The organism is Parasphingopyxis algicola, from assembly GCF_013378075.1.
Lineage (GTDB): Bacteria > Pseudomonadota > Alphaproteobacteria > Sphingomonadales > Sphingomonadaceae > Parasphingopyxis > Parasphingopyxis algicola.
In genome coordinates, this window is the sequence record NZ_CP051131.1 from 2,491,642 (window position 1) to 2,506,556 (window position 14,915).

Sequence of the window (14,915 nt, forward strand, 5' to 3'; positions counted from 1 at the left end):
TGTCTCACGCCTTCACGTAAAGCTTCCCACCCTCTTCCTTAAACTTCTCGCTCATCTCCGCCATTCCGGCTTCGGCGCCGGCCTCATCCAAATCCGCTTGGGCTGAGCCTGTCGAAGCCCTGCCCTTCACTTTTTCGTCGGATGAAGAAAAGGACGACCCTTCGACAGGCTCAGGGTGAGCGGTGTTGGTGGTGTCGGCAGCAAGAAAGCTGTCAGCCCCCTGATTCTGCTTCGCCGCGAACTCCCTGACCTCCTGGCTGATCTGCATCGAACAGAATTTCGGCCCGCACATCGAGCAGAAATGCGCGGTCTTGGCGCCCTCCGCCGGGAGCGTCTGGTCGTGGAAATCTTCCGCCGTGTCGGGGTCCAGCGACAGGTTGAATTGGTCGCGCCATCTGAACTCGAAGCGCGCCTTGCTCAGCGCGTCGTCTCTCACCTGCGCGGCGGGGTGGCCCTTCGCCAAGTCTGCGGCGTGGGCGGCGAGTTTGTAGGTTACTACGCCGACTTTCACATCGTCGCGGTCGGGCAGGCCGAGATGTTCTTTCGGCGTCACGTAGCAGAGCATCGCGGTGCCGTACCAGCCGATCTGGGCGGCGCCGATGCCGCTCGTGATATGGTCGTAGCCGGGGGCGATGTCGGTGGTGAGGGGCCCGAGCGTGTAGAAGGGCGCTTCGCCGCAGGCTTCGAGCTGCTTTTCCATATTTTCCTTGATCTTGTGCATCGGCACATGGCCGGGGCCCTCGATCATCACCTGCACGTCCTGCTCCCAGGCGACCTTGGTCAGCTCGCCCAGCGTATAGAGTTCGGCGAACTGGGCTTCGTCGTTGGCGTCGTAGATCGAGCCGGGCCGCAGGCCGTCGCCGAGGCTGAAGGCGATGTCGTACGCCTTCATGATCTCGCAGATTTCGGGGAATTTCTCGTAGAGGAAGCTCTCCTTGTGATGGCTGAGGCACCATTTCGCCATGATCGATCCGCCGCGGCTGACGATGCCCGTCATGCGTTTGGCGGCCATGGGGACATAGGGGAGGCGAACGCCGGCATGGATGGTGAAATAATCGACGCCCTGCTCGGCCTGCTCGATCAGGGTGTCGGCGAAAATCTCCCAGGTCAGGTCCTCGGCGACGCCGCCGACCTTTTCGAGCGCCTGGTAGATCGGAACGGTGCCGATGGGCACCGGGCTGTTGCGGATAATCCACTCGCGGGTGTCGTGGATATTGCGGCCGGTCGAGAGGTCCATGACCGTGTCGGCACCCCAGCGGATCGCCCAGACCATCTTGTCGACCTCGCTCGCCACGTCGGAGGCGACGGCGGAGTTGCCGATATTGGCGTTCACTTTCACCAGAAAATTGCGCCCGATCGCCATCGGTTCGCTCTCGGGATGGTTGATATTGTTGGGGATGATCGCGCGGCCCCGGGCGACCTCGTCGCGGACGAATTCGGGGGTGACGTATTCGGGGAGGGAGGCGCCGAAGCTCTCGCCCTCGCCGAGCTTGGTGCGGGCCTGTTCGGCGACGAACGCGCGGCCGAGATTCTCGCGCTCGGCGACATATTCCATTTCGGGGGTGATGATGCCTTTGCGGGCATAATGCATCTGGGTGACATTCTGCCCGGCTTTGGCGCGCAGCGGGCGTTTGACGACATTGGGGAAGGGGTCGACGCCGCCCGAGCGGTCCGGGCCGAGCTGGCCATTGTCTTCGGGCCTGGTCTCGCGCGCATCATAACTCTCGACATCGCCGCGCCCGACGATCCAGTCGCGCCGCATCGCGGGGAGCCCCGCCATGATATCGATATGCGCTTCGGGGTCGGTATAGGGGCCGGAGGTGTCATAGACGCGGACCGGGTCCTCGCCCTCTTCGAGATGGATCTCGCGCATCGCGACGCGCACGCCGGAACCCGTCTGGGCGGCGACGTGGATTTTCTTCGAGCCGCGGATCGGGCCGGTCGTGACGCCGATTTCGGTGCGGGCCGGCCCTTCGGCGTCGCTCAGGATAAAAGTGTCTGCCATGGATGCGCTCCTATACTGGTTTCGGAGCGAGGCCGGATTTCGGATGAAAGCCGCTCCCTCCCTCCGCCGGTGTCAACCGGATCAGGTTCTGCGGGTCGCGAGCCCTCACACTCTCGCCTCTCAACCGCATCGGTGCGGTCCCCCGGGGAATGGAGGCACGATAGGCGAAACGGATCGGCTTGTCATGGCTTTTCGATGTGACGGCAGCCGTTAGAATGTGCACAAGGGCTTTTGGGGAATACCGAAAACAGGAGAATGTCCGTGAAGAAATCGATCACCCTTTTTGCGTGCGTGTCCGCGCTGGCGGCCGCGCCGGCGCTCGCCCGGCCGATGACGCCCGAGGATGTGAGCCGCCTCGCCGATGTCGGCGGGATCGCGGTGTCGCCCGATGGCGCGCGGATCGCATTCGGGCGGGGCCAGCTGCCGGACATACTCTCGGGCGCGGAAAACGGGTCGACCGATACCAGCCTGCACGTCGCGACCGCCGCGATGGCGGCGCAGGACTTCCTGCCCGAGGGGATGGACGTGGGCGGCATCCGCTTCTCGCCGGACGGCCGGATGATCAGCTTTCTCTGGAAGGACGAGGACGACGAGGATGCCCATGCCGCGCTCTACGGCATTCCCGTCGCGGGCGGCGGCCATCGCCGGCTCGCCGAAATCGAGGGCGCCGATATCCGCAGTTATGAATGGGCGCCGGATTCGCGCAGCGTCTATGTGATCGCCCGCGCGGCGACCGATCCGCGCCGCCATGCCGAGAGCGAGGCCGGGTTCAACGCGGTGATCTACGAGGAGGAGCAGCGGTTCCACCGGCTGTTCGCGGTGACGCCGGGCAGCGATGCGGAGCCGCGCGCGCTTGAGATAGAGGGGCATGTGACGGAGCTGCGCGTCGCGCCCGACGGCGACTGGCTGGCGCTGCGCTGGGCGCCGACGACGCGGGTCGACGACAGTTTCACCGCGCAGCGCGTCGTGATCGTCGATGCCGATGACGGCGCGATCCGGACGACGGTCGAGACGCCGGGCAAGATCGACGATTTCGAGATTTCGCCGGACGGATCGATGCTGTCGCTGATCGCGGCGGTCGACCAGCATGATCCCGCGCCGACGACCCTGCATCTCGTTAACGCCGCGACCGGCGCCTTCACCGCGGTCAATGCCGGCGCGGCCGAGGCGGTCGTCGACACCGAATGGCTGGCCGACGGCCGGCTCGCCGCCGCCGTGCATGTCGGCGCGCAAAGCGAGCTGCGCTTCTACGATGCCAGCGGCGCGCAGACCGGCACCGTCGATCCGGGCGCGCTCATCTTGCGCCGCATCGAGGCGGCGGGCGACCGGCTGGCCGCGGTCGCCGATGCGCCGGCGCATCCCAATGAGCTCTTCCTGCTCGACGGCGGCAGCTTCGCACGATGGACGACGCTCAACCCCTGGCTCGCCGATATCGATATGGGCGCGCAGCGCACGATGACCTATCAGTCGCGCGACGGCCATACGATCGAGGGCATCGCGATCGAGCCGGTCGGCGGTGCGCCCTCGGGCGGCGCCCCGACCATCCTCACCGTGCATGGCGGGCCCGAAGCGCATTATTCGAACGGCTGGCTGACCCGCTATTCGATGGCCGGGCAGGTTGGAGCGGGCCAAGGCTATGCGATCTTCTACCCGAACTATCGCGGCAGCACCGCATACGGCACGGACTTCTCCAAGCTCCACCAGGGCGATTATGCGGGCGGCGAATTCAACGATCTGGTCGACGGCATCCAGGCGCTGGGCGCGGAAGGCCTGGTCGATCTCGAGCGGGTCGGCATAACCGGCGGCTCCTATGGCGGCTATGCGACGGCCTGGGGCGCGACCGCGCTGACCGAGCATTTCGCCGCCGCGGTGATGTTCGTCGGCATCTCGAACCAGATCTCCAAATTCGGCACCGGCGACATTCCGAACGAGATGTATCTCGTCCATTCGCGCGCCTGGCCGTGGGAGGACTGGCAGGCGATGCTCGAGGTCAGCCCGATCTTCCATGCCGGCCAGGCGCAGACGCCGATCCTCATCCTGCATGGCGAGGAGGATACGCGCGTCGATCCCGGCCAGAGCTACGAACTCTACAACGCGCTCAAGATCCGGACCGAAACGCCGGTCCGGCTCGTCCTCTATCCGGGCGAGGGCCATGGCAACCAGCAGGCCGCCGCGCGCTACGATTACAATGTCCGGCTGATGCGCTGGATGGACCATTATCTGACCGGCCCCGGCGGCGAGCCGCCCGCACCGCGCATCGAACTGCCGGAGGGCATGATCGAGGCGGAGGCGGGCGAATAGGCCGGACCGCAGTGCGAGGGCGCGCCGCTCCGGCGCGGCCTCCTCGGCCCGCCGGCCTCAGGCGAAGGGCGTGGCGAACTCGAGGCGGATGCCGCCGGGGATCGCGCACATGAAATGGCGGACCGCCGATCCTTCGGACAAGGCGCCCGGCTCGCTCTCGATCGACGCACCGGGCCAGTTGCGGACTTTGGAACAGGCGATATCGAGCGCCTCATCGTCCGCGACCTGGATCGCCAGGTGGTGCAGGCCCGCGTTGCGCCTGCGGTCGAACGGAATCGCGGTCGCCGGATCGTCGAGCTGCCATAGCGTCAGCAGCGTATGACCGTCCGAAAGGAAATGGGACGGATAGTCGGGATCGCCGCCGACGGTGCGATAGCCGAGCGCGTCGCGGAAGAATGCGTGCGTCGCTTCGAGATCGGGGACGGCAAGGCCGACATGGTGGACGCCCTGGGTCAGGGATTCGGTCATCGGATATCTCCATTATGCGTGAATGTTCGGGGGAAGTGTCAGGCCGCCGGGCGGTTCAGCGCGATCCATTCGGCTTCGGTGAAGCGCGGCGTGATATGCTGCGGGCAGTTCCAGTCGAACCCTATGACGTCGATCAGATAGGCCCGCTCGGGAATCGCCTTGTAGCGATCGGGCGTGAGCGCGGCGACGCGGTCGGGATCGTCGTCGCCGGAAACGATCCGGGCACGGCCGAGCAGTTTGAGCCGGCGGCGGTTCGGATAGTCCATCAGGAACAGCGAAACGCGCGGCTCAATCGTCAGATTGGCGGTGCTGACATGCTGGCGGTTGCCGCGATAGTCGGCAAAGCCGAGCCGGTTATCCGACAGGGTTTTGAGAAAACCGGCCGGCCCGCCGCGATGCTGGACATAGGGCCAGCCCTCTTCGGTGACGCTCGCCATGTAGAAACTGTCTCGGGCGGCGATGAAAGCGATTTCCTTTTCGGTCAGCCGGTCGGGTCCGCCTTCGCCCCCGCCTTCCATGCGGGCATAGGCCGTGCGCGATCCGTCGCGCCGCTGCAGTTCGCGAATCGAATCGGTGAACAATGTCCGGACGTAATTCTGCGCCATGGCTGTCTCTCCGTTTCGCGGGGCGGCTGTCGGTCAAGGCGATTGCGCGCCGCCGGTGGATTGCCAGACGGATACAGAATTGCAGAAATATCGATAATCCTGTAATTTGGCAGGACACTATTTCAGATAAAGAAATAATAGATGGATCGGCTGCTCTCGCTCGAAATGTTCGTCGCCGTTGCCCGCGAGGGCGGCTTCGCGGCCGCCGCGCGCCGATTGCGGGTTTCGGCGTCCTCGGTGACGCGCGGCATCGCGGCGCTCGAACAGCGGCTTGGCGTGTCGCTCTTTCACCGGTCCACGCGTGCGGTGAAACTGACCGAAGAGGGCGCCGACCTGCTCCCGCGGGCCGCGGCCATCCTGGACGATGTCGCCGACGCGGAGCGCATCGCGGGCGGGCCCTCTGCTGAACCGCACGGCCGGCTCGTCGTCACCGCGCCGGTCCTTTTCGGCCGCCTGCATGTTCTCCCCGTTGTCGGCGAGCTGATCGATCGCTACCCCGCGCTCGACATCGATATGATGCTGGTCGACCGCAATGTACGGATTGTCGAGGAAGGGATCGATGCCGCCGTCCGGATCGGCGAGCTGTCCGATTCCGCGCTGCGCGCCGTCCGCATCGGCGCGGTGCACCCGGCCATTGTCGCCAGTCCCGCCTATCTCGCCAGATTCGGTACGCCCGAAACGCCAGCGGATCTCGATCGCCACAGACTGATCGCATCGAGCGGTCCGCGCGCGCTCTCCGAATGGCGTTTCGGCCAGCCCGCCGCCCGGCCGCCGCGCCCGCGGCTGCGGGTCAACACCGTCGATTCGGCGCTCGCCGCGGCCGAAGCCGGCATCGGCATCGCGAGCCTGCTCAGCTATCAGGCCGCGCCGGCGCTGCAGGCGGGCCGGCTGGTCGAGCTGCTCCGGTCCGAGCGCGGCGGGACACAGCCGGTCCATCTGCTCTTTGCCGAGACCCGTTCGGGCATTCCGGCGGTTCGCCGGTTCATCGAGGCGATGCGAGAGCGCGGCCGGGCGCACGGGTGGGGCGGCTAGATCGACGGCGCAAGCTGGCCGTACTCCGCATCGGTGCCATCGCCGCGCTGCCGCCGCTTCATTCGGCCGCCGCGGCCTCCGTTTCCGGGGCCTCCTCCGTCTCGCCCGCATAGACGAACTCGGCGCCCTCGACATAGATCGCCGGAATGACGTCGCACTCGGTCCAGTAATCCTGGGTATGGCGCCATTCGGGCTTGTCGCCGGCCTTGGGCAGCAGGTGCATGTCGCGCATCAGGTAATTGGGGTTGAAGTCCTCGGGATCGACCCAGGGGCCGATCGTCATGTCGGCGTCTTCGGGGCGCAGCGCGACCTCGACCCGGGCGGCGCCCGTTGCGTCCATATGGCCCAGCAGGCGGCAGACGAAATCGGAGACGATATCGACGCGTAGCGTCCAGCTCGCGCGGAAATAGCCGAAGATCCAGACCATGTTGGGCACGCCGGTGAACATCATGCCGCGATAGGTGATCGTTTCGGGCCAGCTGACGGGTTCGCCGTCGACGGTGAAAGGGATGTCGCCGAGCACCGACAGGTTGAAGCCGGTCGCGGTGACGATAATGTCGGCCGCGATCTCCTCGCCCGAGGAGAGCAAGACGCCCTTTTCGGTGAAGCGGTCGATCGTATCGGTGACGATGCTCGCCTTGCCGCTGGCGATCCCCTGGAACAGGTCGCCGTCGGGGATAAAGGCGAGCCGCTGCTGCCAGGGCCGGTACTTCGGAGTGAAATGTGTTTCGATATCGAAGTCTTCGCCGAGAAATTCGCGCACGCCCTGGAGCAGCTCCTCCTTCACCACTTCCGGTTCGGTCTTGCAGCGGCTCGTCGTCTGCAGCTGGTCGAACAGGATCTTCTTGCGGACGATCGGATGGATGATTTCCTCGTCGATCTCGATCTCGCGCAACGTGTCGGCCAGCTCGTTGGCGTTGGGGGCGGGCCAGAAATAGGTCGGCGAGCGCTGGAGCAAAGTCACATGCTCCACCTCTTCGGCAATCGCCGGGACGAGGGTCGCCGCCGTCGCCCCCGACCCGATGACGAGTACGCGCTTGTCCTTGAGATCGGCGTTCTCGGGCCAGAGCTGCGGATGGATGATCTCGCCTTCGAAATCGTCCATCCCCTCCCATTCGGGCGTGTAAGGGTTTTCATGGCTGTAATAGCCTTGGCACATCCAGAGGAAATTGGCGGTGAAGCGTTTTCGCGCGCCCGTTTCATTCTCCGTCGCCTGGAGCGTCCACAGATTGTCGGCGCGCGAGAAATGGGCGGCCGTGATCGTGTGGCCGTAGCGGATATGCTGATCGATCCCGTTCTCCTCGATCACCTCGCCCATATATTTGAGGATCTCCTCGGCGCTGGCGATCGGGGCCGAGGTCCAGGGCTTGAAGCGATAGCCGAAGGTGTAGAGATCGCTGTCCGAGCGGATGCCCGGATAGGTGTGCGTCACCCAGGTGCCGCCGAACGTGTCCTTCTTTTCGAGGATCAGGAAACTCTTGCCCGGGCACTGGTTCTGCAGGTGCCAGGCCGCGCCGATCCCCGATATGCCCGCGCCGACGACGAGCACGTCCACATGGATCGCATCAGGGCTCGCATCAGGGGTCGCATCGCCCGTCACATCCGTCTGTCGGCTCGGCATATCCATTTCCGCTCTCCCTCGATGCTGCACTTTTGCTGCGCAGCATGGCGAGCTGCATTGACATGAGTCAAATCGCGCGGCTTTCGGAAAGCGCGATCCCGCGCGCCGCAGGCTCAATCGGCCGGCCTGGCTCCGAACCCGGCGGCCGCGTAGAGCGCGGCCGCCGCGAGCAGCATCGCGCTTCCGACAAAGGGGCCGACCGCGGCGTAGATCAGCGCCGCATCGGCCGCGAGCAGAAGCGCGCAGCCGAACAGCAGCGTCCGGAGCGAAGCGATGCCGAACCAGGCGGCGGCGAACAGCCCGGCGGCGATCGCCAGCCAGTGGAGGGAGGGAAAGAGCCAGATCGTCGGGATCGCGCGGGCGAAGAAGGACCGGTCGGCCAGGCCGTCCACCCAGGCCGAAATCTCGGCAAAGCCGGTGAAGTGGAATGCGGCGGTAACCAGCAATGTCAAACTGCCGAGCGCGACGAGCGCGATGGTTCCCGCGCGCTTCATCGATTCACCCTGTTCGCGCACGGCACATCAGTCGCCCGCGTCCCAGCCCTGTTCGCTGCACTCGAACACGATACCCTCGCCCTCGCTCTCGACGACGGACACCAGCCCGTAATAATCGTACATCACCCCGTCCTCGCCGAGCGTGGTGCGCCGCATGCTCCCGTCCGGATTGACCGGATAGCCGGCATCGCCCAGCGCCGCGGCGACCGTTTCGACCGGTGCTTCGAAATGCACCCGCATGGCCGTCGGAAAATCAGTTCGTGGCAGAAATTTGTACGACACCGCATCGACTGGCAGGTCGAGCCACGATCCTTCGAAGCCGACATAGATCGTGTACCGGTCTTCGCCCGGATGGGGCAGGATGACGCTCGGATAGACGGCAATGCCCGCCACCTCGAAATTGCGGTTCGAGACCGGCTCCACCTCCATTTCGTCCTCGAACCGGAAACTGTCTTCGAGCAGCATCGTGCGCCCGGCATCGGTCAGGAAGTTGCAATTGGCCGCGTCGCTCGTGGTGAGGATGGCGTCCAGCGCCGGCGGTTCGGGCGCGGCCTCTACCGCTTCGCCGACCTCCGCGTCGGACGGCTGCGTCTCCGCTTCGGGCGCGGTCCCGGAACAGGCTGCCAGAAGCAATAGGCCGACTGCAGCCCCACCCGATTTCGTTTTCATCGTCGCCATCCCCCTTGAAGAAACCCGGCGCGCAGATTTTCTTCCGCATTAACAATTGTCAAGCTGTACGGCGCATGGCGCGGGTGCCGTTCGCAGTTCGGAACCAAATACCGGTTATTCGCTACGCGGATCGCCGACGCAGCCGTCGGCCCGGAATTGTCCCGGTTGCTTGCGATCAGCGCGGAGCGTTACCTTGCCGCAGCACGGAAATTTGTAGACCTCCATATGGTCGCCCCGGCCATCCGAGGTCATGAGATGGTCCGCGGCATTCGGGTGCCAACGCCCATTTTCCGCGAAGAAATTCCGGATGGTTTCGGCCTCCATCCGTAAATCGGCCGCTGCGGCGTTCGTATCCGCTGCCGGCATCGCGTCCGCTTCTTCTTCTTCCAAGTCGCCGACGCGTTCTTTCAAAATGGGTTCGACGGTGGTTTCCAGCGCGAGCAGGCGAGCGCGATCATATTCGGTCGCTGCGCGTTCCGCCGCGCGACTGGCCGCGACGAACCGCAGGACAACCGCGGTCACCGCCGGCACCGATGGCGGCCGCGCATTCGCCCAGTCTTCGGCGGCGCGCAAATCATCGCCGGTGATCAAAAGGCTTGCCGGCTCGCTGCGGTCCACCCACCGCCTGGCCAGCCCAAGCAGTCGCGAATGTTCGCGAAGCCAGACGATATCGTCACTCAACGCGTCGCAAAGGCTGCGTACCGCATTGTCGAACCGGTCGCTTTCGGTGGCGAATATGTAGTTGAGCCGTGCCAGCATCGGCGGGATATCGGCGCCCGCTACATCGTCGATCACGATCGGGGCGATCTTCTTGTCCAGCGAATTGGCGAATTCCACCTCCCACTGACAGACCTCGGATCGCGCAGAATGCGGACTGAGAAGGAAAACAATCGAATCCGCCTGGACGATCAACTGTTCCAGGCGGTCACGCCAGGCTTCCGTCGGCAGAATATCGTCGAGATCGCGGAGCGTATGGAAGCCTTCCGATTGCAGCCGCGCGACGAGCCGTTCCGCGATGTCGCGGTCTCGTCTCGAATAGGAGACGAATACGCCGCCCTTTTCGTCTTCTGACACCGGCACTCCCTCCGCCCGTTACAGGTCTCTCACACGCCAGTCGGCCTTAGAGTCGGAGGTCGAGCTGGTCCAGAGTGTCGCTGTCCCTCGCTTCTTCCTCCTTTTCACCGAACCCCGACATGGTGAGGCCGAGCAGGCGCACGCCGCGCGGATCGGGGATCAGCGTGTCGAGCAGGTCGATGCCGATCGCGAGCAGCGCGTCGCGGCTGGCGACGGGTTCGGCCAGCGAGCGGGCGCGGGTCGGGGTTTCGAAGTCCGCATAGCGTAGTTTGAGTGTCACGGTACGGCCATAGCTTTCGCCCTTTTCGGCGCGCTCCCAGACCGTGTCGGCCACCTCTTCGAGCTTCGCGATCATCGCGTCGCGGTCGTGCAGGTCCTCGCCATAGGTGCGTTCGGCGCCGAGCGACTTGCGGATGCGGTTGGGCTTGACCTGGCGGTCGTCGATGCCGCGGGCGGCGCGGTAATAGTATTGCGCGCTCTTGCCGAATTGGGCCTCGAGGAATTCGATGCTCTGCGCGCGCAGGTCGGCGCCCGTTTCGATGCCGAGCCGCTTCATCTTCTCCGCCGTTTTGGGCCCGACACCGTGGAAGCGGCGGACGGGAAGCCGGGCGACGAATTTCGGGCCCTGTTTCGGCGTCACGACGCAGATGCCGTCGGGCTTGTTCTGGTCCGAAGCGATCTTGGCGAGGAACTTGTTGTACGAGACGCCGGCCGAGGCGGTAAGCCCCGTCGCGTCCCTGATCCGCGCGCGGATCTCCTCGGCGGTCGCGGTCGCGGTCGGGAGTTTGCGATAGGCGGTAACGTCGAGATAGGCCTCGTCGAGCGAGAGCGGTTCGACGAGATCGGTATAGCTTTTGAAGATGCCGCGGATCTGGTTGGAGACCGCCCGGTAGATATCGAAGCGCGCGCGCACGAAGACCAGGTCCGGGCAGCGGCGCTTGGCGGTGACGGAGGGCATGGCCGAACGCACCCCGAACTCGCGCGCCTCGTAGGAGGCCGCCGCGACCACCCCGCGCCCGCTCGACCCGCCGACCGCTACCGGACGCCCACGCAGTTCGGGATTGTCGCGCTGTTCGACCGATGCGTAGAAGGCGTCCATATCGATATGGATGATCTTGCGCGGGCGCGCATCTCCTTGGGCGTCGTCGGGCGGCATATCGGTCACTGCGCCATTATGCCGCCAATCCGCCCGCAAGCCAGCCCGGCGGCGCCGGGCGATTTAAATCCACGGTCCGGCTCCCCATAAAGGACGGATGCCGCGCCGTTATCAGGATATCTACCCATCCGACCCGCTTGTGCGGAGCGAGGATGTGATCCGGCCGCGCGCCGCCGATCTGCTGACGCTCGAATTTTTCGAAGCGCCGCCGGCCCGGATGCCGACCGAGATTTTCGACCAGCACCATATCCTCATCAACCTGAAGGAGGAGCCGCACCGGGTCGAGAATTGGCGGAACGGCGAGCATCGCGATTTCACCTATCGCCGCAACGAGATCGTCGTGACGCCGGCCGGGATCGAGAGCGGCTGGCGGTGGCATGTGCGGTCCAGGGTCATCGTGATCACGATCCTGCCGGACGAACTCCGGCGCTTCGCCGAACGCGAGCTCGGCATGCTGCTCACCGACCGGCAGTTGAACGATCAGCCGCAATTCGAGGATGCCGACATCACGGCCGCCGCCGAACTGCTGCTCGATGCGCTGCAGTCCCGCGAAACCGGTTCGGAGGTGATGTACGAATCGCTCGCCCGGGTCTTCGTCGTCAAGCTGCTCCAGAAATATGGCGAGGAGCAGGACGCCGATATCGCCTTTTCGCGCGCCTTCACCGCGCGCCATTACAAGCGCGTGCTCGATTTCATCGCCGCGCATTACGGCCGCTCGATCGCCATCGAGGACATGGCGCGCGAGGCGGGCCTCAGCGAATCGCATTTTGCGCGGCTGTTCAAGCGGACGATCGGCGATACGCCCTATCAGTTCCTGATGCGCTACCGGGTCGAACGCGCCGAGGAGATGGTGGCCGACAGGGATCGCCGGCTGATCGATATCGCGCTCGCCTGCGGCTTTTCGGACCAGGCGCATTTCTCGCGGCTGTTCAAGCAATTCACCGGCGAAACGCCGAGCCAGCGGCGCAAACGGATCTAGAAGGAATCGTCATTGCGAGAAGCCCCGAACGTGTTTCGGGGCGACGAAACAATCTAGAGCCGCGGACGCCATCGCTTGTGGCTCTGGATTGCCGCGCTCCCTTGCGGTCGCTCGCAATGACGATGGCGCTTCAACCAAAGACCATCGCGCTCTGGCGGGCCGATTTGGCGGGAATCTTCAAAAATCGCGCAGGCCCCGACAAGCCGCGCGACCGGCAATTTCCTATTTATTCTCCATCACTTCGAACCAAGGAGATGCCCGATGAAGAATGTTCTGCTTGCCACCGCCGCCGCTGCGACCGCGCTGAGCGCTGCGGGCACCGCCGAGGCCGCGACCTCGGTCCGCGTCATGTTCGAGAGCGGCGGGGAGCGGCTCGTCGGCGATCTGTATCTGCCGGACGGCTATGAACCCGGCGACCGGCTGCCGGCCGTTATCGTGACCGGCGCCTGGACTACCGTGAAGGAACAGATGCCGCGCCGCTATGCGATCGAGATGGCCGATCGCGGTTATGCCGCGCTCGCCTTCGATTTCCGCAACTGGGGCCAGTCCGAAGGCGATCGGCGCTATTATGAAAGCCCCGAGCTCAAGACCGAGGATATCCTGGCCGCGGCCGAGTTCCTTGCGACCCGCGGCGAGGTCGATCCGGCGCGCATCGGCGGGCTCGGTATCTGCGCCAGCGCGGGCTACATGGCCGGCGCCGCCGCGCGGTCGTCCCATATCCGCTCGCTCGCGCTGGTCGCGCCCTGGCTGCACGACCGCCCGCTCGTCGATACGATCTATGGCGGTGCCGACGGCGTGACCATGCTGATCGGCGAGAGCCGCACGGCCGACGAGATGTACGAGCTGTCCGGCCGCCTCAGCCTCGTTCCCGCCGCGGGAGACGAAGGCAGCGACGCGATCATGCAGGGCGCGCCCTATTATGTGGATCCCGATCAGGGCGCGATCCCCGAATATGACAATCATTTCAACCTGGCGTCCTGGGAGCCCTGGCTGACCTTCGACGCGATTTCGATCGCCGACGGACTCGGCGAGGTCCCGGTGCAGATCGTCCATTCCGAGGCCGCGGCGATCCCGGACGGCGCGCAGCGTTTCTTCGACCGGCTCGCCGGGCCCAAGACGGAGCTCTGGCTCGACGGCGTCACCCAGTTCGATTTCTACGATCAGGACGCGGCGGTAATCCGGTCCAGTGACACGGTCGCGCAACATTTCCAGCAGACACTGCGTTAGTTTTCAGCCCCCGACCCAGGAGACACATCATGGACTATTACACCCTCGGCAATAGCGGCCTCAAGGTCAGCCGCCTCGCGCTCGGCACGATGACTTTCGGCGACGATTGGGGCTGGGGCGCCGACGATGCCGCCTCGCGCCGGATCTTCGATACCTATGTCGAGGCCGGCGGCAATTTCTTCGACACCGCCGATCTCTATACCAACGGCGCCTCGGAGCAGATGCTCGGCAAATATATCAAGGATGCCGGGATTCGCGACAAGGCCGTCATCGCGACCAAGTTCAGCTATAATGCCGAACCCGGCAATCCCAATGCGGGCGGCAACGGGCGCAAGAATATCATGCGCGCGGTGGAGGGATCGCTCGAGCGGCTCGGCACCGACTATATCGACCTCTACATCCTCCACACCTGGGACCGGCTGACACCGGCCGAAGAGGTGATGCGGACGATGGACGATCTCGTGCGGCAAGGAAAAGTCCGCCATGTCGGCCTGTCGGACGTGCCCGGCTGGTACGCGGCGCGCGCGCAGACGATCGCCGAATGGCGCGGCTATGAACCGGTCTCCGCGCTGCAGCTCGAATACAGCCTCGTCGAGCGCGCTATCGAGGACGAGTTCGTCGATTTCGGCACCCGGCACGGCGCGGGCATCATGGTGTGGAGCCCGCTCGCTTCGGGGCTGCTGTCCGGTAAGTACAAGCCGAGCACCGACAATGCGCCCGAAGGCGAGGGCCGGCTCCAGGCGGTGGCCGGGTCGACCAATCCCGCGCTCGACAAGTTTACGACACGCAACTGGGCGATCATCGGCGAGCTGGAAAAGGTCGCCGGAGAACTCGATCGCTCGATGGCGCAGGTCGCGGTGAACTGGGTCGCGAACCGGCCCGGCGTCGCCAGCGTGTTGGTCGGCGCGACCAAGGTCGAGCAGCTCGAGGATAATCTCGGTGCGCTCGATTTCACGCTGCCCGCAGAGTTGCAGGAACGGCTCGACACGGTCAGCGCGCGCGATCCGCGCTTCCCTTACAGCTTCTTCACCCCGGCGATCCAGGGGATGCTCAACGGCGGTGCGGCGATCGGCGAAAAGCCCGCCGGCTATGTGCCCGATCGCCTGATTTCCGGCGAAGGCGCGGGCGTGACCGGCGATTGAGCGATCGGTTCGGCTTCCTTCCGGCATGGTATTTCACCCCTTTCGGGACGGGAGCGGTGCCTCCAAGCCTTCCCCGTCATTGCGAGCGTAGCGAAGCAATCCAGAGCCGGGCGCGACACGCTCTGGATTGCCGCGTCGGCCC

The 14,915-nt window shown here is 65.2% G+C and carries 13 protein-coding genes and 1 riboswitch; of the genes, 5 read left to right on the top strand and 8 right to left on the bottom strand.

Features of this window, described 5'->3' with window-relative positions:
* Positions 1-4: 4 nt before the first annotated feature.
* The gene (thiC, locus tag HFP57_RS12385) at positions 5-2,005 is read right to left on the bottom strand and encodes a phosphomethylpyrimidine synthase ThiC (protein WP_176870050.1); all 2,001 of its coding nucleotides are present in this window, start codon (positions 2,003-2,005) and stop codon (positions 5-7) included.
* Positions 2,006-2,046: 41 nt separating this feature from the next.
* Positions 2,047-2,160, bottom strand: a riboswitch (TPP riboswitch).
* 100 nt (positions 2,161-2,260) lie between these two features.
* Here thiC and HFP57_RS12390 point away from each other — a divergent pair.
* A complete protein-coding gene (locus HFP57_RS12390; RefSeq protein WP_176870051.1) occupies positions 2,261-4,306 on the top strand; it encodes a S9 family peptidase in 2,046 nt (681 codons plus the stop codon).
* A 57-nt stretch (positions 4,307-4,363) separates the two neighbouring features.
* On the opposite strand, the gene HFP57_RS12395 is transcribed toward HFP57_RS12390, so the two are convergent.
* Positions 4,364-4,774 carry a VOC family protein gene (locus HFP57_RS12395; protein WP_176870052.1) on the bottom strand — a complete coding sequence of 137 codons (411 nt, stop codon included), beginning with the start codon at positions 4,772-4,774 and terminating at the stop codon, positions 4,364-4,366.
* Positions 4,775-4,812: 38 nt separating this feature from the next.
* Positions 4,813-5,379 (bottom strand): pyridoxamine 5'-phosphate oxidase family protein, encoded by a 567-nt coding sequence (locus HFP57_RS12400; protein ID WP_176870053.1) that lies wholly within the window; start codon positions 5,377-5,379, stop codon positions 4,813-4,815.
* 141 nt (positions 5,380-5,520) lie between these two features.
* On the opposite strand from HFP57_RS12400, the gene HFP57_RS12405 reads away from it, so the two are divergent.
* Complete coding sequence (locus HFP57_RS12405) at positions 5,521-6,411, top strand: LysR family transcriptional regulator (RefSeq protein WP_176870054.1); 891 nt, start codon at positions 5,521-5,523, stop codon at positions 6,409-6,411.
* A 58-nt stretch (positions 6,412-6,469) separates the two neighbouring features.
* On the opposite strand, the gene HFP57_RS12410 is transcribed toward HFP57_RS12405, so the two are convergent.
* The 5 genes from HFP57_RS12410 to dinB form a co-directional block, all read right to left on the bottom strand.
* The gene (locus HFP57_RS12410) at positions 6,470-8,038 is read right to left on the bottom strand and encodes a flavin-containing monooxygenase (RefSeq protein ID WP_246263157.1); all 1,569 of its coding nucleotides are present in this window, start codon (positions 8,036-8,038) and stop codon (positions 6,470-6,472) included.
* A gap of 107 nt (positions 8,039-8,145) precedes the next feature.
* Positions 8,146-8,526 carry a hypothetical protein gene (locus HFP57_RS12415; RefSeq protein ID WP_176870055.1) on the bottom strand — a complete coding sequence of 127 codons (381 nt, stop codon included), beginning with the start codon at positions 8,524-8,526 and terminating at the stop codon, positions 8,146-8,148.
* Between the two features lie 27 nt (positions 8,527-8,553).
* Positions 8,554-9,195, bottom strand: a complete 642-nt coding sequence (locus tag HFP57_RS12420) for a hypothetical protein (RefSeq protein WP_176870056.1) — start codon at positions 9,193-9,195, stop codon at positions 8,554-8,556.
* 114 nt (positions 9,196-9,309) lie between these two features.
* Entirely contained in the window at positions 9,310-10,269 is a 960-nt protein-coding gene (locus HFP57_RS12425; RefSeq protein WP_176870057.1) for a toll/interleukin-1 receptor domain-containing protein, read from the bottom strand.
* Between the two features lie 46 nt (positions 10,270-10,315).
* A complete protein-coding gene (gene dinB, locus HFP57_RS12430) occupies positions 10,316-11,425 on the bottom strand; it encodes a DNA polymerase IV (protein ID WP_176871306.1) in 1,110 nt (369 codons plus the stop codon).
* 97 nt (positions 11,426-11,522) lie between these two features.
* Between dinB and HFP57_RS12435 the strand changes: the two genes are divergently transcribed.
* The 3 genes from HFP57_RS12435 to HFP57_RS12445 all read left to right on the top strand — a co-directional run bounded on the left by HFP57_RS12435 (position 11,523) and on the right by HFP57_RS12445 (position 14,773).
* The gene (locus HFP57_RS12435) at positions 11,523-12,404 is read left to right on the top strand and encodes a helix-turn-helix domain-containing protein (protein WP_176870058.1); all 882 of its coding nucleotides are present in this window, start codon (positions 11,523-11,525) and stop codon (positions 12,402-12,404) included.
* Positions 12,405-12,665: 261 nt separating this feature from the next.
* A complete protein-coding gene (locus HFP57_RS12440) occupies positions 12,666-13,631 on the top strand; it encodes an alpha/beta hydrolase (protein WP_176870059.1) in 966 nt (321 codons plus the stop codon).
* 29 nt (positions 13,632-13,660) lie between these two features.
* Entirely contained in the window at positions 13,661-14,773 is a 1,113-nt protein-coding gene (locus tag HFP57_RS12445; RefSeq protein ID WP_176870060.1) for an aldo/keto reductase, read from the top strand.
* The last annotated feature ends 142 nt before the right edge of the window (positions 14,774-14,915 follow it).

What these genes read in the sequence shown, in the direction of transcription:
- thiC (WP_176870050.1), bottom strand. Translation starts at nt 2,005, where the DNA reads ATGGCAGACACTTTTATCCTGAGCGACGCCGAAGGGCCGGCCCGCACC.
- HFP57_RS12390 (WP_176870051.1), top strand. Translation starts at nt 2,261, where the DNA reads ATGTCCGTGAAGAAATCGATCACCCTTTTTGCGTGCGTGTCCGCGCTG.
- HFP57_RS12395 (WP_176870052.1), bottom strand. Translation starts at nt 4,774, where the DNA reads ATGACCGAATCCCTGACCCAGGGCGTCCACCATGTCGGCCTTGCCGTC.
- HFP57_RS12400 (WP_176870053.1), bottom strand. Translation starts at nt 5,379, where the DNA reads ATGGCGCAGAATTACGTCCGGACATTGTTCACCGATTCGATTCGCGAA.
- HFP57_RS12405 (WP_176870054.1), top strand. Translation starts at nt 5,521, where the DNA reads ATGGATCGGCTGCTCTCGCTCGAAATGTTCGTCGCCGTTGCCCGCGAG.
- HFP57_RS12410 (WP_246263157.1), bottom strand. Translation starts at nt 8,038, where the DNA reads ATGGATATGCCGAGCCGACAGACGGATGTGACGGGCGATGCGACCCCT.
- HFP57_RS12415 (WP_176870055.1), bottom strand. Translation starts at nt 8,526, where the DNA reads ATGAAGCGCGCGGGAACCATCGCGCTCGTCGCGCTCGGCAGTTTGACA.
- HFP57_RS12420 (WP_176870056.1), bottom strand. Translation starts at nt 9,195, where the DNA reads ATGAAAACGAAATCGGGTGGGGCTGCAGTCGGCCTATTGCTTCTGGCA.
- dinB (WP_176871306.1), bottom strand. Translation starts at nt 11,425, where the DNA reads ATGCCGCCCGACGACGCCCAAGGAGATGCGCGCCCGCGCAAGATCATC.
- HFP57_RS12435 (WP_176870058.1), top strand. Translation starts at nt 11,523, where the DNA reads ATGCCGCGCCGTTATCAGGATATCTACCCATCCGACCCGCTTGTGCGG.
- HFP57_RS12440 (WP_176870059.1), top strand. Translation starts at nt 12,666, where the DNA reads ATGAAGAATGTTCTGCTTGCCACCGCCGCCGCTGCGACCGCGCTGAGC.
- HFP57_RS12445 (WP_176870060.1), top strand. Translation starts at nt 13,661, where the DNA reads ATGGACTATTACACCCTCGGCAATAGCGGCCTCAAGGTCAGCCGCCTC.